The following is an 18,728-nucleotide window of genomic DNA, read 5'->3' on the forward strand; positions in this document are numbered from 1 at the left end:
GTGTGATCGCCTTGCTGCCGGGGCCGGCGCCGGCCGGGCAGACGGTGACCGAGGTGGGCGCCGCGGCGGCCGAGGCGCTGGCACTCGAGTCCGGTGACCCCGGCCCCGACGCAACCGGCGCCACCGGTGGTCTCGCCGCCGGAGCCACGACAACGCCGACCACCTCGAACCTTTCTACGGCTACGGTGCCAACCGGCGCGGCGGCCGCCGCGACCACGTCCCGGCCGGCGGCCGCGGGCCGCCCGCGACCGTCCCGGACCCCGGCGACGACGGCGACCACGCCGGGTCGGGACACCGCCGGCACCGGCCCCGCGCCGACCCGCAGCACTGCCACCGCCCGTCCGCGGGCAACCGGGGAGCGTCCGCCGGGAATCGCGGACCGTCCGGCGGCAGCCGACCGTCCGGCCGCCGTGCGGGACGTCGCACCGCCCGCCCCACCGGAGCGGCTGCGGATACCGGCGCTGGGGGTGTCGGCTCCGGTGGACGCCGTCGGCGTGGACGGCGACGGCAACGTCGACATCCCGCGGGACGTGCGCCGCACCGGGTGGTACCGCTTCGGCCCCGCACCCGGGTCGGCCCGCGGGTCGGCGGTGATCACCGGCCACGTCGACGACCACGAGCAGGGGGTCGGGGTGCTGGCCCGGATCGGCGACCTGGCACCAGGCGATCGCATCGAGACCGTCGACGCGTCCGGCGCGGTCCGGCGGTTCACCGTCGTCGCCCGCGAGGAGTGGCACAAGACGGCGGTCCCGATGGACCGGCTGTTCGACCGCGGCGGCGCCTCCCGGCTGGTCCTGATGACCTGTGGCGGCGAGTTCGACCGCGACACCCTGAGCTACGAGGACAACGTCGCGGTCACCGCCGTCCCGGCCGGGACGTGACGCCGCCGGAGCACCCGATCGCGGCCGCGGCCCCGTCGGCGTCCTCGGTGCCGTCGGCGCCGTCCGTGGGGTCGTCGGTGCCCGGGCAGTGGCCGGGACCGAGCGCCCCGGTGGTCCACTACGCTGCCGGTGTGGGGTCCGCTGGGCGTCCCGGCCCCGAGCGGGACCCGGAACTGGAACGTCAGTTCGGCGCGGGGGATGCCGGTGCACTTCGCCAGGCGTACGACCGGTTCGGCGGGATGATCTACCGCATCGGTCTGCTGGCCCTGCACGACCACCACGACGCCGAGGATCTGGTGCAGCAGGTGTTCGTCCGGGCCTGGCGCGGCCGCGCCGGCTACGACCCGGAGCGCGGGTCGCTCGGCGGGTGGCTGCTCGGCATCACCCGCCGGCAGCTCGCCGATCGGCTCAGCGACCGGCAGCGCATCCTGCGCATCCAGACCAGGGTGGGCGGTCTCGCACAGCCGACGCAGCCGGTGGCGCAGGAACAGGTCGTGGATCAGGTGGTCGTCACCGACGGCATCAATCGTCTGCCGGTCGAGCAACGAACAGTGTTGCGGATGGCCTTCTACGACGGGCTGACGCACACGGAGATCGCCAGCACCACCGGACTGCCCCTGGGCACGGTCAAGAGCCACATCCGGCGCGGGCTGACCCGGCTCCGCAAGCTGTGGGAGGTGGACGGTGCAACATCCTGACGCCGCCGACCTCGCGCTGCTCGCGCTCGGCATCGACCCGGACGTCCCCGGCGCCGCAGACACCGCACGACCCGGGGACCGGGACCGGCGTGCCGGCGACGAGTCGGTCGCGCAGCACCTGGTCGGGTGCGACGAGTGCCGCACCGAGGTGGCGGAGCTGGCCCGCGCCGTCGACCTGGCCCGGCTGGAGGACCTGGGCGACCTCGTGCCGCCACCGCCGCGGGTCTGGTCCGCCATCGCCGCGGAGCTCGGTCTGGACGACCAGGACCGTGCCGGAGCGTCCCCCGACCGCCCGACGCCGGTCGCCGAGCCGGCCGGGACCGGGCGTGCCGGCGACGCGTTGGAAGCGGGCCCCGACCGCCGCGGCGACCGCGACCGGGTGGTCGCCCCGGCGACGGCGCCCCGGCGGGTGGCCGGCGGTCGCCCGGCGGCCGGTCCGCGCCGGGTGCGGCAGGCGCTGCTCTCGCTGGCGGCGGCCGTCGTGGTCGGCGTGGTGGGCGCGCTCATCGGCTACGCCGTCCGCGGCGCGGACGGGACCGGGCAGCCGGCGCCGGCGGCCACGGCCGCGCTGGCGGCCGTCCCCGGCGGGCCGGGCACGCCGGCCGAGACCGGGGTGGCGCGGATGTTCCGCACGTCCGACGGCATGACGGTGACCGTCGCCGCAACCGGCCTGCCGCCGGTGAACGGGTCCTACGTGGTCTGGTTGCTCGGGTCCGACGGGCGGATGGTGACGCTCGGTGCCCTGACCGACGGCTCCGGCAGCTTCGCCGTGCCGCACGGCATCGACGTGTCCCAGTACTCGACCGTCGACATCTCGGACGAGCCGCCGGACGGCAACCCGGCGCACTCGGGCATCAGCATCCTGCGGGGTCGCCTGACGTGAGAAGCGGCCGGGCGGACAGTGTCCGCCCGGCCGGGTCCCGGCGCGGTGCCGGTGTGCTGCAGGACCGGTCCGCGGCAGTGGTGGTGTGCTGCGGGGCCGTCCGCCGCCTCACCGGGCGGTGGCCGGCGGGGTCAGCTCGCTGAGCAGCGCGTGCGCCTGGGCCGCGAGCGAGTGCTCGACCAGGATCTGGTAGCTCGTCGCCCGCAGCTCCGTGCGGGAGGTGAAGTCCCGGGCACCGTTCCGGCTCACCGCGCTGTAGCCCAGAGCGCTCCACAGCAGGCCGAACAGGGCGCCGATCAGCGGCGTGACGGCGACGAGCGCCCAGGACAGGTGGCCCGTCAGCAGCACGAACGCCAGCGTGACGAACAGCCCCATCCACAGGCCGGACAGCGCGCCGGCGAGGGTGAAGCGCGCGCGGGTGAGCCGGCCGGTGACGCGCTCGACCGACCGCAGGTCCGTGCCGACGATCTGCACGTTGGCGACCGGGAACTGCCGCTCGGCGAGGTAGTCCACCGCGCGCTGGGCCTGGGTGTAGCTGCCGTAGGTGGCCACCGGCATCGGGTACTGCAGGTCGAGAACGGTGTCGGCGGACGGGTAGGTGGTGGTGCTCATGGCGGGTGCCTCTCTCGAGAGCTGATGACCTGCGGCGGTTGTCGCTGAGGACCACTCTGGTGGCCGGGACGGTCGCACGCCGTCCGCGGACCGGTGGACGCCGCGGTGGAATCCGGCCGTCCACCGGCCGGGGGACAGCGGGTCCGTCCGCTGGTCCGGCGCCGGGCCGTCGCGGCCCGATGAGCCCGCCGGGGCCGCGGGGCCGACCCGTGACGGCACCCCCGGCCCCTGCTACCCTGGCGGCCATAATCGTACGTTCGCACGATTATGGCCGCCGACACCGAGGAGACCCTGGTGTACCTGTTGCGCAAGCCGATCCTGGTGGTGTCCGACAGTGCCGCGGTCCGCGATCTGAGCACCCGGCTGCCGGTGACCCGCACGGTGGTGCAGCGGTTCGTCGCCGGCGAGACCACCGCCTCGGCGGTCGCTGCCGTCCGGTCGCTGCACGACGCCGGGCTGCAGGTCACCCTGGACCACCTGGGGGAGAACACCGTCACCACCGCACAGGCCGACGCCACCGTCGCCGCCTACCTCGAGGTGCTGGCCGCGCTCTCGGCCGCCGGCCTGGCCCGCGGCGCGGAGGTGTCGGTCAAGCTGTCGGCCATCGGCCAGGCCCTGCCGGCGTCCTCCGGCGTGGACGGCCAGCAGTACGCGGCCGTCGGCGCGCGCAAGATCGCGGACGCCGCCTACGGGTGCGGGGCCCGGATGAACCTGGACATGGAGGACCACACCACCGTGGACTCCACGCTGGCGATCCTCCGGGAGCTGCGCGAGGCGCACCCGGACGTCGCCGTGGCGGTGCAGGCCATGCTGCGCCGCTCGGAGGCCGACCTGCGCGCGCTCACCGGGCCGGGCTCGCGGGTCCGGCTGGTCAAGGGCGCCTACGACGAGCCGGCCGAGGTGGCGTACACCGACCGCGCCGAGGTCGACCTGGCCTACGTGCGGGGCATGAAGATCCTGATGGCCGGCCAGGGCTACCCGATGATCGGGTCCCACGACCCGCGCATGATCGCCATCGCCGAGCGGCTCGCCGCCGACCACGGCCGGACGCCGGACAGCTGGGAGCACCAGCTGCTGTACGGCATCCGGCCCGAGGAGCAGCGGCGGCTGGCGGCCGCCGGCCGGACCGTGCGGGTGTACCTGCCGTACGGGACGGACTGGTACGGCTACTTCACCCGGCGGCTCGCCGAGCGTCCCGCCAACCTCCTGTTCTTCCTGCGGGCGCTGGCCACCCGTTCCTGACCGTCCCGTGCAGTCAGGTGCCGTCCCGTGCCACCTCGTGCCACCCCGTGCCCGGACGGCACCGCCCGCAGTCGCCCCGCACCACCACCGACCGCCGCACCACCCGAGGAGCCGTCATGGACGCCGTGACCCGACCGCCGCTGCCCGTCAACGAGCCGGTGCTGACCTACGCGCCCGGCAGCAAGGAGCGCGACGAGCTCGTCGCGGCGCTCGGCACCTTCGGCTCGCCGCGGCAGCTGGACGCCGTCATCGGCGGTGAGCGGCACCGGCCGTCGGGTCCGGACTTCGACGTGGTGGCGCCCTTCGACCACGCCCGCGTCCTCGGGCACAGCGCCCACAGCCAGCAGGACGACGCCAAGGCGGCCGTCGAGGCCGCACTGGCCGCGGCCCGGGCCTGGCGCGAGCTGGAATTCGACAGCCGGGCGGCCATCCTGCTGCGTGCCGCCGACCTGCTCACCGGCCCGTGGCGGGCCCGGATGAACGCCGCGACGATGCTCGGCCAGGCCAAGACGGCGTACCAGGCGGAGATCGACGCCGCCTGCGAGCTGGCCGACTTCTGGCGCTTCAACGTGCAGTTCGCCCGGCAGGTGCTGTCCGAGCAGCCGTCCGCGAACGCCCCGGGCGTGTGGAACCGCACCGACCACCGGCCGCTCGAGGGCTTCGTCTACGCGATCACGCCGTTCAACTTCACCGCCATCGCCGGCAACCTGCCGACCGCGCCCGCGCTGATGGGCAACGTCGTGGTGTGGAAGCCGTCGCCGACCCAGCAGCTCGCCGCGTCGCTGACCATGGAGCTCCTGGCCGAGGCCGGGCTGCCGGCCGGCGTGATCAACATGCTGCCGGGGGCCGGCCCGGAGATCTCCGAGGTGCTGATGACCCACCCCGAGCTGGCGGGCGTGCACTTCACCGGGTCCACCCGGGTGTTCCAGCAGCTGTGGCGGACCGTCGGCGAGAACATCGCCGGGTACAAGGGGTATCCCCGGCTGGTCGGGGAGACCGGCGGCAAGGACTTCGTGCTCGCGCACCCGTCGGCCGACCTGGACGTGCTGCGCACCGCTCTCGTCCGCGGCGCTTTCGAGTACTCCGGGCAGAAGTGCTCGGCGGCCTCCCGGGCCTACATCCCGTCGTCGGTCTGGGCGCAGCTGCGCGATCCGCTGGTGGCCGAGGTCGAGTCGCTGACCATCGGGTCGGTCGAGGACTTCCGCAACTTCACGTCCGCGGTCATCGACGACCGGTCGTTCGCCCGGCTCAAGGGCGCCATCGACCGGGCCCGGACCACCGACTCGGTCAGCGTGCTCGCCGGCGGCAGCTACGACGACGAGGCCGGGTACTTCGTCCGGCCGACCCTGCTGCAGGGGACGGACCCGCGCGACGACATCTTCTGCACCGAGTACTTCGGGCCGATCCTGTCCCTGTACGTCTACGACGACGCCGACTTCGAGCAGGTCATGACCGAGATCGACAGCTCGGCCTATGGTCTCACCGGGTCGATCATCGCCCGGGATCGCGCCGCGGTCGCCGCCGCGGCCCGGTCGCTGCGGTACGCCGCCGGCAACTTCTACATCAACGACAAGCCCACCGGCGCCGTCGTCGGGCAGCAGCCGTTCGGCGGTGCGCGCGCCTCCGGCACCAACGACAAGGCCGGTTCCCCGGCCAATCTCATGCGGTGGACGTCCGCGCGGGCCATCAAGGAGACCTTCGTGGCGCCGACCTCGGTCGGCTACCCGCACCAGGGCTGATCCGCGCGGGTCCCGTTCGCATCCAGAGCGCCCGCCGGGTGCGAACGGGACCGTGGGCCGGGCCGAGGTCCGGTGCGGCGGGTCAGCCGGCGAGCGCTTGGACCTGGGCCCGGAACCGCTCGACGTCGACCTCCAGTGCCACCACGACGTCCCCGAGCCCGTCGGCCGGGGCGTTGCCGCCGGCCGGGTCCGGGATCCGCATCTCCGGCCGGGCGCGCCAGGCCAGCTGCCGCAGGTCCACGACGGTCTGCCCCCACGCGGCGCTCCCGCCGGTGTCCACGGCCACCGGCAGCACCGTGCTGCCGACGATGTCCGGCGTCACCGCCGCCATCGCGGCCAGCAGGTCGTGGCACGGCGTCTCGCCCGGGGCGCAGAACGCGCCACCGTGGCGGCGGTAGTGCAGCAGCGGCCGGTGCAGGAACCGGGCCGAGCGTGAAGATCGAGGCGCCGCGACGCAACTCGCGCAGCAGCACGTCGACCGCGGGCGTGACGGTGTCCGCGGCCCGGAGCGGGTCGGGGTAGCCGACGTCGCCGAGGCCGTCGTACCCGTGGATGGCGGGTGCCGGGCCCATCGGTGGCGCCGGGTCTGTCGGGTCCGCGCCGACGTACACCGGGACCTCCGATCGGCCCGCGGCCTCCAGCACCACCCGCAGGTTCCGCGCCGCCTGCCGCACCCCGACGTTGCCGCCGACGGCCGTCACCGCGGCGAGCTCGACGTCCGGCCGGCCGCAGGCCCAGAGCAGCGCGGCGGCGTCGTCGATCCCGCCGTCGCTGTCGATCAGCAGTCGCATGGGGCCTCCCGGGTGTCGACGCGCGATCGGTGCGTGTGGCGGGCTGGGGCACGGGTGTGGACGGGCGCTCGGGCAGACCCCCCGCCCGGCGTCGTCATCCTGCCGCCGGTGCGGGTCTCCGCCGCGGAGCCCACGCCCTGCGGCGTGCTGCGCCCCGGCCGGGTCGCGAGGCGGCCGGGGCGCCGGACGTCGTCTGACAGGGTGGAGCCATGGCATCCCCGGCCCGGCCGCTCCTGACCTGGACCACCGTCGTCCCCGTCGTCGCCATCGTCGTGATGGTGTTCACCTTCGGCCGCGAGCTACCCGTACCGCTGGTGGTGCTGGTCGCGGTGGTGCTGGCCGGGTCCGTGCTGGCCGCGGTGCACCACGCCGAGGTGGTGGCGCACCGGGTGGGGGAGCCGTTCGGTTCCCTGGTGCTGGCGGTCGCGGTCACGGTGATCGAGGTGGCGCTGATCGTGACGCTCACCGCCTCCGGCGGCGAAGGTGCGCCGGAACTCGCCAGGGACACCGTGTTCGCCGCCGTGATGATCACCAGCAACGGCATCGTCGGGCTGTCGCTCATGGTGGCCTCGGTCCGGCACGGGCTCGCGGTGTTCAACGCGGAGGGCACCGGCGCCGCACTCGCCACGGTCGCCACGCTGTCGGGGCTAACCCTGGTGCTGCCCACCTTCACCACCAGCCGCCCGGGCCCCGAGTTCTCGCCGGCCCAGCTGGCGTTCGCCGCGGTGGCGTCCCTGCTGCTGTACGGCGCCTTCGTCCTCACCCAGACGGTCCGGCACCGCGACTTCTTCCTGCCGGTGCCCGTCGGGGCGGGGGCCTCCGGGCCGGCCGGCCGGCCGGTGCACCGCACGGCCGCGGGCGACGACGCCCCGGCAGCCGAGCCCGGTTCCGAGCGCGAGGTCGCGGACCGGGGCGACGACGAGGACGACCACGCCCCGCCGCCGACCAACCGGGCGACGCTGCTCAGCCTGGCGCTGCTGCTGGTGTCGCTGGTCGCGGTGGTCGGCCTGGCCAAGGTCGAGTCGCCGGCCATCGAGTCGGGCGTCGCCGCGGTCGGGTTCCCGCAGTCGTTCGTCGGCGTGGTGATCGCCCTGCTGGTGCTGGCGCCGGAGACCCTCGCCGCGGTGCGCGCCGCCCGCCGCAACCGGGTGCAGATCAGCATGAACCTGGCATACGGCTCGGCGATGGCGAGCATCGGCCTGACCATCCCGGTGATCGCCGCCGCGTCGGCCTGGCTCGACGGCCCGCTGAACCTCGGTCTGGGCCCGACGCAGCTGGTGCTGCTCGTCCTGACCGTCGCCGTCAGCGCCCTGACGGTGGTCCCCGGACGCGCGACCCGGCTGCAGGCGGCCGTGCACCTCACGCTGCTGGCCGCGTTCGTGTTCCTGGCGGCCAGCCCCTGAGCCGGCCCCGCCTGGCCGGCCGCCGAGCCGGTCCGCCGGTGGCCGGTACCAAGCCGGACCAGTGACTAGCGGCCTGCCTCGGCGTCGACGCGACCGTCGAGGGCGGCGGGGTCCACGGCGGCGTCCGCGGCACCGTCGGCAGCGACCGCACGGACAGCAGCACCGGCGCCGCCGGCCCCGACGGCCTCCGCACCGGAACCATCAGCACCTCCGGCCCCAGCACCGGCGCCGGAGGCCGCTGCACGGGCCGCCGCGCGGCGGGCCGCGCTGCGACGCGGCCGACGCCGGCTGCGGTCCAGCACCAGCGCCAGCACCAGCAGCGCCGCGTGGAAGACCTGCGCGGCGTAGGCGGTCACGTTGGCCAGCGACAGGCCGTTGTCGATCACCGCGACGACGGCGACGGCCAGCACGGTGCCGCCGACCGAGCCGCGCCCACCGCCCAGCCGGCCGCCGCCGAACAGCACGGCCGCCAGCACGACGACCTCGACGCCCGTGGCGGACGTCGGCAGGCCGGTGCCGAGCTGCGACGTGCGGACCAGTCCGTCCAGCGCCGCGGCCAGACCGGTCACGACGAACAGGCCGAGCACCCAGCGCCGCTCCCGGGGCGCGTCCAACCGGGTCGCGGCGGGCAGTGCGCCCACCGCGCGGGCGTCCCGGCCGACGGCCGTCACCGACAACGCCCCGCCCAGCACGGCCAGCCCGGCGAACACCAGGGTGGGCACCGACAGCCCGAGCACCGGCCCGGCGCCGCCGAGCGCCCGGAAGCCGGACACCGCCACGGCGAGCCCGCTCGGCACCCAGTACGCCAGCCCGCGCAGCAGCGCCATGGCGGCGAACGTGGTGGCCAGGCTGTCCACCCCGCCGACGGTGACCACCAGCCCGTTCACCAGCCCGACGACCGCGCCGGTCGCCACGCCCAGCAGCACGGCGACCGGCAGTCCGACCTCCGGCGCGGTCGCGCCGACCACGATCCCGGTGAACGCGGCGACCGCGCCGACCGACAGGTCGACGTGCCCGCTCATCACCAGGAACGTCACCGGAACGGCCAGGATGCCGGTCACCGCGATGTCGTCCAGCAGGTTGACCAGGTTGTCGACCGACAGGAAAAACGGGCTGCTCAGGGCGAAGACGACCACCGCCAGGACACCGACGACCGCCAGGACGGTGCGGGTCACCGTCGCGGCGCGGTCCGGCGCGGTCGCGGCCGGCACCTGCGGGGAAGCGGTCACCGGGCCGGGCACTCGTCGGCCGGGTAGAGCGCGCGCACGGTCGCCGCCGTGACGAAGCTCGACGGCACCACCATGGCGCCGGGCACCGGGCGCCCGTGCAGGGCGTCGAGCAGCGCCGGCACGGCCACCTCGCCGTACCGGTCCGGGAACAGCGCGGCGTCCCCGGCCCAGCCGGTGTCGGCGGCCATCGCGCACCGGGCGCGCTGGTCGGCGCCCACCGCGGCGAGCGTGACCCGGCCCTCCCGGCCGGCCGGAACGGCGGCGGCCACCCCGAGCGCGCTGCCGTCGTCGACCGCGGCGACCAGCACGTCCCCGTCGTCGGGGACCGACGCGAGCGCGCCGGCGACGGCGCGGTGCGCGCTCTCCTGGGACCCGGCGTCGAGCACGACATCGTCCTGGGTGCGGCCGGGACACGCGGCGGCGAAGCCGGCGCGGATGCCCTCGACCCGGTGGCCGCTGGCCGGTTCCTCGGCACGGTCGGTGAGGATGAGCAGGGCGTCGCCCGCGCAGCCGGAGCCCTGCCGGGCCCGCACGCCGAGCGCCGTCCCGACCAGTTCGCCGGCCTGCCGGTCGTCCGCCCCGATGGCGGCCGTCTCGCAGCGGACCGGCGCCAGCCCGACGGTGATCAGCGGCACCTGCTGCGGCCCCGCCTCGCACATCGCGTCGCCCAGGTCGGCCGGCACCCGGGCGAACCAGCCGTCGACATGCTGCGTGGCCAGTCGCCGGGCACAGTCCAGCAGCAGCGCGGCGTTGTCACCCGGGTCGCACACGATCAGCTCCGCACCGGCCAGGTCGGCCTGCCGGGTGATGGATGCGGCGACCTCCCGGGCGAACGGATCCGAGGCCACGGGCAGCAGCACGCCGATACGCTGTCCGCGGGCACTGTCGGCGGCGACGGTCCGGAACGGGACCACGGTCGGCGGTGGGGGTGTGAAGGCGGACGTACCCGCCGTGGAACCGGATGCGGTCGACGACGCCGTGGACGGCGTTGTCACGCCGGTCCCGCCCGTCGGTGCGACGGCACCGCCGCCGGTGCAGCCGGACAACGCCGTTCCGGCCACCGCCACGGCCAGCAGCGCCCACCCGCGGGCCGGCCGGGCGCACCAGCCGGCCCTCCCGGGGCGGCGGCCGCCGCGTCGGGGTGGGCGGGGCATCGGTGACACTGGCGTCGTCCTCACCCCCGTTCCCACCTGCCGACGGGCCCGGGTACCCGCGGTGCCGTCCACTGAACCAGACTCCGAGGAGGGTCATGCGACGCCGTCGGTTCGCCCGCCTGCTGGCGTCGATCGTCGCCGCCGCCCTGGGCCTCACCGGGTGCGGCGCGCGGGCGCCGTCCGAGCAGCCCGCCGTCGACGCCCTCGTCGGCTTCTACGACCAGCGCAGCGGTGTCTGGCCGACGACGGGGTGGTGGAACAGCGCCAACGCGCTCACCGCGCTGATCGATTACATGATCGAGTCCGGCGACCGCCGCTACTCCTGGGTGGTCGAGAACACCTTCACCCGGAAGCGCAACGCCGCTCTCGGCAACTTCGTCAACGAGTACACCGACGACACCGGGTGGTGGGCGCTGGCCTGGATCCGGGCCTACGACCTGACCGGTGACCGCAGGTACCTGGGTACAGCACGACGCGACGTCGACATCATGTGGCAGCGGCGCGACGACAGCTGCGGCGACGGGCTGTGGTGGACCACCAACCGCAGCTACAAGAACGCCATCTCCAACGAGCTGTTCGTCCAGGCGGCTGCCCAGCTGGCCACGCGGGTCGGCGGGGACGGTCCGATCTACCTGCAGCGCGCGCAGCAGGTGTGGACGTGGTTCGACGGATCCGGACTGATCAACGACGACGGCCTGGTCAACGACGGCCTCGACCCCGCGACCTGCCGGAACAACGGCCAGACGACGTGGACCTACAACCAGGGCGTCGTTCTGGGCGGGCTCGTCGCGCTCGCGGAGGCGACCGGGGACGACGCCTACCTGACCCGGGCCCGCCAGCTGGCCGACGCCTCCACCACGTCCACCGTGCTCAACGTCGACCGGATCCTCACCGAGCCCTGCGAGGACACCGGGTGCGACATCAACGGGCCCAGCTTCAAGGGCATCTACATCCGCAACCTCGTCCAGCTCGACCGGGCGCTGGACGACCACCCGTACCGCACCTACATCCTGGTGCAGGCGGCCACCGCGCTGGAGAACGACCGCACGCCGGACAACCAGTACGGCCTGCACTGGGCGGGGCCGGTGGAGCACATCGACGGCGCGACCCAGCAGAGCGCGGTCGACCTCCTGGTCGCCGCCCGGCCGATCGAGCAGGACACCGGGTCCCCGACCGCGTCACCGTCGCCGTCACCGACGCCCTGACGGCGGACCACCCCGCCCGCCGGAGCGGGTCCGCGTCGGCAACCGTCCGCAGTGCCGCGGTCGGGGGCGTCGGGGGCGTCAGCGCTGCGGCGCGGGCGTCGGTCGGTAGCCCATGGGGTCGGGCGGCACGACGATCCCGTCGATCGCGGCCAGGTCCTCCGGGGTCGGCGTCCACGCCACCGCCGCGGCGGCGTTCGCCGCGACCTGCTCCGGCCGGGTCGCGCCGGCGATCACCGACGGCACCTGCGGGCGGGACAGCAGCCAGCCGAACGCCAGCTCGACCATGGTGATGCCGCGGTCGTCGGCGAAGGCCTGCAGTCCCTCGACCACGTCCCACGGCGCGGACTCCAGCAGCGCCGGCTTGAGCTCCCGCAGCCGCGAGCCCTCCGGGGCCGTGTCCCGCCGGTACTTGCCGGTCAGCAGCCCGTTCGCCAGCGGGAAGAACGGCAGCACGCCCAGGCCGAAACGCTCGGCGGCCGGCAAGAGCTCGAGCTCGGGGCGCCGCTCCAGCAGCGAGTACTCGTTCTGCGCGGACACGAACCGGGTGCGGCCGGCGGTCCGGGCCAGCCAGTCCGCGTCGGCCAGCTGCCAGGCGGCGAAGTTCGAGTGGCCGACGTAGCGGACCAGGCCGTCCTGCACCAGCTCGTCCAGCGCGGCGAGGGTCTCCTCCAGCGGCGTCGCCGGGTCCGGTTGGTGCAGCTGGTAGAGGTCGATCCAGTCGGTGCCCAACCGGCGCAACGAGGCTCGGACCGCCTGCCGGATGTAGCGGCGGGACCCGCGGGCGCCGTCGTCCGGGCCGTTGGCGCCCTTGGCGTCCATCCCGAACTTGGTGGCCACCACGACGTCGGCGCGGTGACTGCCCAGCGCGGCGCCCAGCATGCTCTCCGACACCCCGGGCGCGGCGCCGTAGATGTCGGCGACGTCGAACAGCGTGACGCCGGCGTCCAGCGCCGCCTCGACCACCGCCCGGCTGCCGTCCAGGTCTGCCGTCGCAGTGCCGGCCCGCCCCAGGTTGTTGCAGCCCAACCCCGCCGTCGACACCGACAGCCCCGACCGTCCGACCCTGCGCAGCACCCGATCCGCCATGCTCGGCAGCGTACGATGGCCGCTCCGGCGCGCATCCGGCCGCATCCGGCCGGCCCGGCAGCACCGGCCGCGCCGGCCGCTCTGCGGCACCGGCAGCTCCGGCACCGCGGGTCCCTCCGCCCGCGTCCCGGCGACCGAGAGGAACCCCTGGCGTGATCGCGGTGATCGGCAGCGGCTACGTCGGCCTGACCACCGGCGCCTGCCTGGCGTCGCTGGGCCACCCGGTGGTGTGCGGCGACGTCGACCTGGACAAGGTCGAGCGGCTGCAGCGCGGCGAGGTGCCGATCCTCGAGGACGGGTTGCCGGAGCTGCTGCACGCGGGGCTGGCGGCCGGCACGCTCGAGTTCGTGCACGGTGCCGTGGCCGCCGCGGAGCGGGCGGAGTACGTCTTCCTGTGCCTCCCGACGCCGGACGGCGGCGACGGCCGTGCGGACCTGCGGATCGTGCACGCGGTGGTGGCCGAGATCGCCCCGCACCTGCGTCCGGGCGCGGTGCTGGTCACCAAGTCGACGGTGCCGGTGGGCACGGCCGCGGAGATCACCGCCGCGGTCGACCGGCCCGATGTCGCCGTCGTGTCCAACCCGGAGTTCCTGCAGGAGGGCTCCGCGGTCCGCAACTTCCTGCACCCGGACCGGATCGTCGTCGGCTCCGACGACCGGGCCGCCGCGGCGGCGGTGGCTGCGCTGTACGCGCCGCTCGGTGCGCCGGCGGTGGTCACCTCGGCCGCGTCCGCCGAGCTGATCAAGTACGCCTTCAACGCGTTCCTGGCCACCAAGCTGTCGTTCGTCAACGCGGTCGCCGCGCTGGCCGAGGCGGTCGGCGCCGACGTCGCCGAGGTGACCCACGGGATGGGCTTCGACGAGCGCATCGGCCCGCGCTTCCTGCAGGCCGGACCGGGCTGGGGCGGTTCCTGCTTCCCCAAGGACACCAGGGCGCTGGCCACCATCGCCGACGACCACGGGGTGCCGTTCCCCGTGCTCGCCGCCACGGTCACCGCCAACGAGCTGGCCAAGGACCACGTCGCGGACAAGGTGCGGCGCGCGGCCGGCGGCTCGCTGGCCGGGGCGCCGGTCGCGCTGTGGGGGCTGACGTTCAAGGCCGGCACGGACGACCTCCGCGACTCGCCGGCCCTGGCGGTCGCCCAGCGGCTCGCGGCCGAGGGTGCGGTCCTGACGGCGTACGACCCGGCGATCGGCGCGGACCTGCCCGCCACCGCCGACCGACCGGCGATCCGCGTCGCCGCGGACCCGTACCGGGCCGCCGAGGGGGCCGCCGTCCTGGTGGTGCTCACCGAGTGGCCGGAGTTCCGCACCGTCGACCTGGCCAGGGTCGCCGCCGTGCTGGACGGCCGGACGGTGGTCGACGCCCGCGGGGTCGTCGACGAGGACGTCGCGGCCGCGGCCGGGCTGGCGGTGGTGCCGCTCGGCCGGCGGGGCCGGTTCGACCCCGACCGGTCGCCGGAGCCGGCCGGCGGTGCCGTCGCCTGACGCGGGGTCACCCCCCACGCAGGCCCGCCCGACGGCGGGTCACCCCCGGCCGATGCCGAGCTGCCAGTCGTCGATGTAGCCGGCGGTGAAGCCGGCCTCGGAGTACGCCAGGTAGAAGTTCCACATCCGGACGAAGACGTCGTCGAAGCCCAGCCGGCGGACGTCCGCGAGCCGGTCGTTGAACCGGTGCCGCCACTGTCGCAGCGTCCGGGCGTACGACACGCCCAGCCGCCGGGTCTCCAGCACGCCCAGCGAGGTCCAGCGGGCCAGCACCTGGTCGATCGCCGGCAGCGAGGGCAGCATCCCGCCGGGGAACACGTACTTGTGGATCCAGGTGTAGCCGCGGCGGGTGGCGAGCATCCGGTCGTGGTCGATGGTGATGGCCTGCAGACCGAACCGCCCACCGGGGGCCAGCAGCCGGTCGACGCTGGTGAAGTAGGCGGGCCAGTACTTCTCGCCCACGGCCTCGATCATCTCGACGCTGACGACGGCGTCGTACCGTCCGCGGTGCCGCTCGGCGTGCGCGCGGTAGTCCTCGAGCCGGACGTCGATGCGGTCGGACAAACCGGCGGCGGCGATGCGGCGCTCGGCCAGGTCCTTCTGCTCGGTGGACAGCGTCAGGGTGGTGACCGTGGCGCCGCGCTCGGTGGCGGCCCGCATGGCCAGCGCCCCCCAGCCGGATCCGATCTCGAGCACCCGATCGCCCGGCCGTACCCGCGCGAGGTCGAGCACGCCGTCGATCTTGCGGAGCTGCGCCCGCTCGAGGTCGGCGGCGTCCGGGTCCTCGGTGGGACGGAGGCCACCGCCGGTCGCGCCGCCGGTCGCGCCGCCGGTCGCGGCGCTGACCGCCCCGCCCGCCACGGCGTCCGTCACGCTGATCTCGCCCGCTGCACCGTCGCGTGGTTCGAACCAGGCGGCCGAGTAGGTCATCGACGGATCAAGGAACAGCTCGAACAGGTCGTTGGACAGGTCGTAGTGGCGGTGGATGTTCTCCCGCGCCCCGCTCGGCGTGTTCTCCTCCTCGCGCGGCGGCCGGGCCTGCCACACCCGGCGCAGCCAGTGCAACGGAGCGGGGACCAGCCGGGTCATCCGGCGGGCCAGGACCGTCAACGCGGCGACCAGCTCGTCGGTCGCCCGGTTCACCTGGTCGCCGGTGACCGGTACCTCGGCCCGCCAGTCGCCCGCGGTGAGGTCCCCGGTCATCCAGGCCTCGCCCAGCCCGATCAACCCGTCGCCGCCGAGCCGCCGGAAGAACCGCTCCGGACGCACCAGCTGCAGGGTCGGGCCGCCCAGTCCCCAGCGGGTGCCGTCCGGGAGCACCAGCGTCAGCGGCAGCCGGCGGACCGCCCGCTCCACCAGGGTCCTGGCCACCGCGGCGTGCAGCGGGCGGCGCGGGACGTCGTCCAGTCCGGGCCAGACCCCGGCCGAGGGCTGCGGGACGGTGCGGGGGCGGCCGGTGGACAGCAGGGTCATGGTCGGCCTTTCGGGGCGGCCGCCGTGCGGCGACGGCGGGATGAGCGGGCATCGGCACGAGCCGCGGCGCGGGCCGCTCGGTGGCCCCCGCAGGCTCGTGACCGGGGACATTGTGCGGCCGGCCGGCACCGCGGGCAGGACCGGGGGTTGCGCCGTTCGGGACGGGTCGCCGTTCGGCCGTCCGGGAGCGCCGCCGGGTCCTGCGCCACCGGTCACGGCGGCGCCCACGCTCGTACAGTGGGGTCATGAACCTCTTCGGCCGATCGACCGCGCTCCCGACCGCCGAGACCGCGCTGCCCGGGCGGGACCAGCCGCTGGTGGTGGCACCGGAACACCTGGTCCTGCACCACCCGATGACGCCGCCGTACCCGGACGGCACGGAGATCGCCGTCTTCGGCATGGGCTGCTTCTGGGGGATCGAGCGGCTGTTCTGGCGGATGCCCGGGGTGTGGACGACCGCCGCCGGGTACGCCGGCGGCTGGACCCGGAATCCCACCTACCAGGAGGTCTGCTCGGGCCGCACCGGGCACACCGAGGTCGTGCTGGTGGTGTACGACCCGTCGGTGGTCACCTACGACGTGCTGCTCAAGGCGTTCTGGGAGAACCACGATCCGACCCAGGGCATGCGCCAGTGGAACGACGTCGGCACCCAGTACCGGTCCGCGATCTACACCAGCAACCAGGCCCAGTTCGACGCGGCGGTGGCCAGCCGCGACGCCTACCAGGGCGCGTTGCGGACCGAGGGCTACGGCGAGATCACCACCCAGATCCAACCGCTCGAGGCGACCAGCGGCTTCTTCTACGCCGAGGACTACCACCAGCAGTACCTCCAGAAGAACCCCGGCGGCTACTGCGACATGCACGGCACCGGCATCGCCTGCTCGATCACCGGGACTCAGGGACTGGGTGTCGCTGCCTCCTGACCCGGCCGTGCCCGCCCGCGACGGCGATGTCCGGCGCGGCCGGGCGCGCGGCGCGGTGCGCCGCGGCTGGACCAGGGCGGAGCTGGAGACGTTCCGCGACCTCCCCGTCGACGACCTGATCGGGTCGGACTGCGCGCTGCTGTTCGTCGGGATCAACCCCGGGCTGTGGACGGCGGCGACCGGGACGCACTTCGCGCACCCCGGCAACCGGTTCTACCCGGCGCTGTTCCGGGCCGGCCTGATCGACTGGGCGGTGTCGGCCGGCGGCGGGCTGACCGACCGGGACCGGGAGATGCTGCTGCGCCGCAGGCTGGGCTTCACCAACCTGGTCAACCGGGCCACCGCCCGAGCCGACGAGCTCGACGCGGCCGAACTGCTGGCCGGTGCGGACCGGCTGCGCGACACGGCGACCCGGGTCCGGCCCGCGGTGGTGGCGGTCGCCGGGATCACCGCCTACCGGGCCGCCTTCGGCCGGCGCACCGCCAGGGCCGGCCGGCAGCCGGACGACCTGGCCGGAGCCCGGCTGTGGGTGGTGCCGAACCCGAGCGGGCTCAACGCCCACGACACCGTGGACACCCTCGCCGCCGCCTACCGCGACGCCGGCGTCGCGGCGGGCCTGGTGCCGCCGGACTGAGGCCGCCGCCGCACCGCGAGTTGCGTGCCGCCGGCGCCGGTCCCGCGGCACCGTCCACCGGGGCGGTGCCGCGGGCGGCCGGTCAGAACGCGCTGGTGCCGTTGGGCGTGCCGAGCCCGGTCGGGCCGTCCCAGCCGGCGACCGCGTGGCACCACAGCGCCGGCGTGCAGGAGCCGTTCGACCCGCCGGTGGCGTCGAACAGGCCGGTGGCGTGGGACCAGGTGTACGAGGCCGGGTATCCGGCGGTGTTGCCCGACAGTGCGTACACCGACGCGATGATCGGCGACGACGCGCTGGTGCCCCCGAACACCATCCAGCCCTTGGCGCCCTGGTAGGACGTCGAGTCGTACACCGACACCCCGGTGTTCGGATCGGCCACGGCCGACACGTCGGCGTTCGCCTTCTTGGCGCACTGGGTGACCGAGGTCTGCCATCTCGGCTTGGCGTTGATCGTCGAGCAGCCCGAACCCGCGCCGCTCCAGGCGCTCTCGGACCACCCGCGGGCGGTGGACGCCTTGGTCAGGCTGGTCCCGCCGACCGCGACGACGGACGGGTAGGACGCCGGCGACTGCACGCCGTACCCGGAGTCGCCGGTCGAGGCGGTCACCGCGATGCCGGGGTGGTCGTAGGCCGAGGACGCGGACGAGTCGGATCCGCCGTAGGAGTTGCTGATGGCCACCACACCGGGCTGCCGGGCGGCGACGTTCACCGCGGCGCCGAGGTTGGCGAAGGACGCCGACGAGGCCTCCACCAGCAGGATGTGGCAGTCCGGGCAGGCGGCCGAGACCATGTCCAGGTCCAGGCTGATCTCCTGCGCCCAGCCGGCGTTCGTCCTGGGCAGGCTGGTCGTGCTGCCGGTCTGCCCGACCTTGCGGAAGCAGCCGTTCGCGGTGGTGCAGGCCGGCAGGCCGAAGCGGGAGCGGTAGACCCCCAGGTCGGCCTCGGCGGTCGGGTCGTCGTAGGCGTCGACGATGGCGACGGTGCGCCCGCCGCTGGACGAGCCGGCCAGCTTGTACGCCGACTGGATGTCGGCGGGGTTGTAGCCGGACGGGCCCGTGGTGGCCGCCGGGCGCCCCTGGTCGTCGAGCCGGACGAGCGCGGAGCACGCCGCGGTGCCGCGCGAGGCGACACTGCAGACGCGCCCGGCATGTCGGGTCATCGGTCGGGCGGCGGCCGACGCGGAGGTGGCCGGGACGAGCAGGGCCGCGGCGACCGCCGCGAGGACGAACAGGACCGCCGGGCGACGCATGGTGCCTCCTGATGAGGTGGGTCGGAGGTGCAGCGGCCT

17 protein-coding genes and 1 pseudogene are annotated in these 18,728 nt (G+C 75.1%); 10 read left to right on the forward strand and 8 right to left on the reverse strand.

Features of this window, described 5'->3' with window-relative positions:
* The first annotated feature begins 410 nt into the window (after nucleotides 1-410).
* From IEY37_RS16240 to IEY37_RS16250, 3 genes are all read left to right on the forward strand, one after another.
* A complete protein-coding gene (locus IEY37_RS16240) occupies nucleotides 411-881 on the forward strand; it encodes a class F sortase (protein ID WP_188943415.1) in 471 nt (156 codons plus the stop codon).
* A 131-nt stretch (nucleotides 882-1,012) separates the two neighbouring features.
* Nucleotides 1,013-1,579 carry an RNA polymerase sigma factor gene (locus IEY37_RS16245; RefSeq protein ID WP_229674516.1) on the forward strand — a complete coding sequence of 189 codons (567 nt, stop codon included), beginning with the start codon at nucleotides 1,013-1,015 and terminating at the stop codon, nucleotides 1,577-1,579.
* A complete protein-coding gene (locus tag IEY37_RS16250; RefSeq protein WP_188943417.1) occupies nucleotides 1,566-2,462 on the forward strand; it encodes an anti-sigma factor in 897 nt (298 codons plus the stop codon). Before IEY37_RS16245 ends, IEY37_RS16250 begins: the two co-directional genes overlap by 14 nt.
* Nucleotides 2,463-2,570: 108 nt before the next feature.
* Here IEY37_RS16250 and IEY37_RS16255 read toward each other — a convergent pair whose 3' ends face one another.
* Nucleotides 2,571-3,074: a YflT domain-containing protein gene (locus tag IEY37_RS16255; RefSeq protein WP_188943419.1), complete on the reverse strand. Its 504-nt coding sequence runs from the start codon at nucleotides 3,072-3,074 to the stop codon at nucleotides 2,571-2,573.
* A 300-nt stretch (nucleotides 3,075-3,374) separates the two neighbouring features.
* On the opposite strand from IEY37_RS16255, the gene IEY37_RS16260 reads away from it, so the two are divergent.
* Together IEY37_RS16260 and pruA are read left to right on the forward strand one after the other, a co-directional pair.
* Nucleotides 3,375-4,316, forward strand: coding sequence for a proline dehydrogenase family protein (locus IEY37_RS16260; RefSeq protein ID WP_188943581.1), 942 nt, complete (start codon nucleotides 3,375-3,377; stop codon nucleotides 4,314-4,316).
* 116 nt (nucleotides 4,317-4,432) lie between these two features.
* The gene (pruA, locus tag IEY37_RS16265) at nucleotides 4,433-6,055 is read left to right on the forward strand and encodes an L-glutamate gamma-semialdehyde dehydrogenase (protein WP_188943420.1); all 1,623 of its coding nucleotides are present in this window, start codon (nucleotides 4,433-4,435) and stop codon (nucleotides 6,053-6,055) included.
* Between the two features lie 82 nt (nucleotides 6,056-6,137).
* On the opposite strand, the gene IEY37_RS22260 is transcribed toward pruA, so the two are convergent.
* A complete protein-coding gene (locus IEY37_RS22260; RefSeq protein ID WP_505850484.1) occupies nucleotides 6,138-6,473 on the reverse strand; it encodes a hypothetical protein in 336 nt (111 codons plus the stop codon).
* 61 nt (nucleotides 6,474-6,534) lie between these two features.
* Nucleotides 6,535-7,062 (reverse strand): annotated as a pseudogene (locus IEY37_RS22850) (nucleoside hydrolase); the annotation flags it as partial.
* Here IEY37_RS22850 and IEY37_RS16275 point away from each other — a divergent pair.
* The gene (locus IEY37_RS16275; RefSeq protein ID WP_188943421.1) at nucleotides 7,056-8,249 is read left to right on the forward strand and encodes a calcium:cation antiporter; all 1,194 of its coding nucleotides are present in this window, start codon (nucleotides 7,056-7,058) and stop codon (nucleotides 8,247-8,249) included. The pseudogene IEY37_RS22850 and the gene IEY37_RS16275 sit on opposite strands and share 7 nt — an antisense overlap.
* 65 nt (nucleotides 8,250-8,314) lie before the next feature.
* Here the strand turns inward: IEY37_RS16275 and IEY37_RS16280 are convergent, their stop codons facing one another.
* Nucleotides 8,315-9,478, reverse strand: a complete 1,164-nt coding sequence (locus tag IEY37_RS16280; protein ID WP_188943423.1) for an ABC transporter permease — start codon at nucleotides 9,476-9,478, stop codon at nucleotides 8,315-8,317.
* Nucleotides 9,475-10,338: a sugar ABC transporter substrate-binding protein gene (locus tag IEY37_RS16285; RefSeq protein WP_188943426.1), complete on the reverse strand. Its 864-nt coding sequence runs from the start codon at nucleotides 10,336-10,338 to the stop codon at nucleotides 9,475-9,477. Before IEY37_RS16285 ends, IEY37_RS16280 begins: the two co-directional genes overlap by 4 nt.
* A gap of 389 nt (nucleotides 10,339-10,727) precedes the next feature.
* Between IEY37_RS16285 and IEY37_RS16290 the strand changes: the two genes are divergently transcribed.
* Nucleotides 10,728-11,837 (forward strand): glycoside hydrolase family 76 protein, encoded by a 1,110-nt coding sequence (locus IEY37_RS16290; protein WP_188943428.1) that lies wholly within the window; start codon nucleotides 10,728-10,730, stop codon nucleotides 11,835-11,837.
* A 78-nt stretch (nucleotides 11,838-11,915) separates the two neighbouring features.
* Here IEY37_RS16290 and IEY37_RS16295 read toward each other — a convergent pair whose 3' ends face one another.
* Nucleotides 11,916-12,923, reverse strand: a complete 1,008-nt coding sequence (locus tag IEY37_RS16295; protein ID WP_188943431.1) for an aldo/keto reductase — start codon at nucleotides 12,921-12,923, stop codon at nucleotides 11,916-11,918.
* 152 nt (nucleotides 12,924-13,075) lie between these two features.
* Here IEY37_RS16295 and IEY37_RS16300 point away from each other — a divergent pair, with 152 nt between their 5' ends.
* Nucleotides 13,076-14,410: a UDP-glucose dehydrogenase family protein gene (locus tag IEY37_RS16300; RefSeq protein ID WP_188943433.1), complete on the forward strand. Its 1,335-nt coding sequence runs from the start codon at nucleotides 13,076-13,078 to the stop codon at nucleotides 14,408-14,410.
* 39 nt (nucleotides 14,411-14,449) lie between these two features.
* On the opposite strand, the gene IEY37_RS16305 is transcribed toward IEY37_RS16300, so the two are convergent.
* Nucleotides 14,450-15,883, reverse strand: a complete 1,434-nt coding sequence (locus IEY37_RS16305; RefSeq protein ID WP_188943435.1) for an SAM-dependent methyltransferase — start codon at nucleotides 15,881-15,883, stop codon at nucleotides 14,450-14,452.
* Between the two features lie 245 nt (nucleotides 15,884-16,128).
* Between IEY37_RS16305 and msrA the strand changes: the two genes are divergently transcribed.
* Together msrA and IEY37_RS16315 are read left to right on the forward strand one after the other, a co-directional pair.
* Nucleotides 16,129-16,806: a peptide-methionine (S)-S-oxide reductase MsrA gene (gene msrA / locus IEY37_RS16310; protein ID WP_188943438.1), complete on the forward strand. Its 678-nt coding sequence runs from the start codon at nucleotides 16,129-16,131 to the stop codon at nucleotides 16,804-16,806.
* 55 nt (nucleotides 16,807-16,861) lie between these two features.
* Entirely contained in the window at nucleotides 16,862-17,440 is a 579-nt protein-coding gene (locus IEY37_RS16315) for a mismatch-specific DNA-glycosylase (protein ID WP_188943583.1), read from the forward strand.
* 82 nt (nucleotides 17,441-17,522) lie between these two features.
* Here IEY37_RS16315 and IEY37_RS16320 read toward each other — a convergent pair whose 3' ends face one another.
* Nucleotides 17,523-18,689 (reverse strand): S53 family peptidase, encoded by a 1,167-nt coding sequence (locus IEY37_RS16320; protein WP_188943441.1) that lies wholly within the window; start codon nucleotides 18,687-18,689, stop codon nucleotides 17,523-17,525.
* Nucleotides 18,690-18,728: the final 39 nt, after the last annotated feature.

The organism is Nakamurella endophytica (genome assembly GCF_014646215.1).
GTDB classification, from domain to species: domain Bacteria; phylum Actinomycetota; class Actinomycetes; order Mycobacteriales; family Nakamurellaceae; genus Nakamurella; species Nakamurella endophytica.

Excerpts from the sequence above, each read along its gene's own strand:
- IEY37_RS16255 (WP_188943419.1), bottom strand. The coding sequence starts at position 3,074 with ATGAGCACCACCACCTACCCGTCCGCCGACACCGTTCTCGACCTGCAG.
- pruA (WP_188943420.1), top strand. The coding sequence starts at position 4,433 with ATGGACGCCGTGACCCGACCGCCGCTGCCCGTCAACGAGCCGGTGCTG.
- IEY37_RS16275 (WP_188943421.1), top strand. The coding sequence starts at position 7,056 with ATGGCATCCCCGGCCCGGCCGCTCCTGACCTGGACCACCGTCGTCCCC.
- IEY37_RS16290 (WP_188943428.1), top strand. The coding sequence starts at position 10,728 with ATGCGACGCCGTCGGTTCGCCCGCCTGCTGGCGTCGATCGTCGCCGCC.
- IEY37_RS16295 (WP_188943431.1), bottom strand. The coding sequence starts at position 12,923 with ATGGCGGATCGGGTGCTGCGCAGGGTCGGACGGTCGGGGCTGTCGGTG.
- IEY37_RS16305 (WP_188943435.1), bottom strand. The coding sequence starts at position 15,883 with ATGACCCTGCTGTCCACCGGCCGCCCCCGCACCGTCCCGCAGCCCTCG.
- msrA (WP_188943438.1), top strand. The coding sequence starts at position 16,129 with ATGAACCTCTTCGGCCGATCGACCGCGCTCCCGACCGCCGAGACCGCG.
- IEY37_RS16320 (WP_188943441.1), bottom strand. The coding sequence starts at position 18,689 with ATGCGTCGCCCGGCGGTCCTGTTCGTCCTCGCGGCGGTCGCCGCGGCC.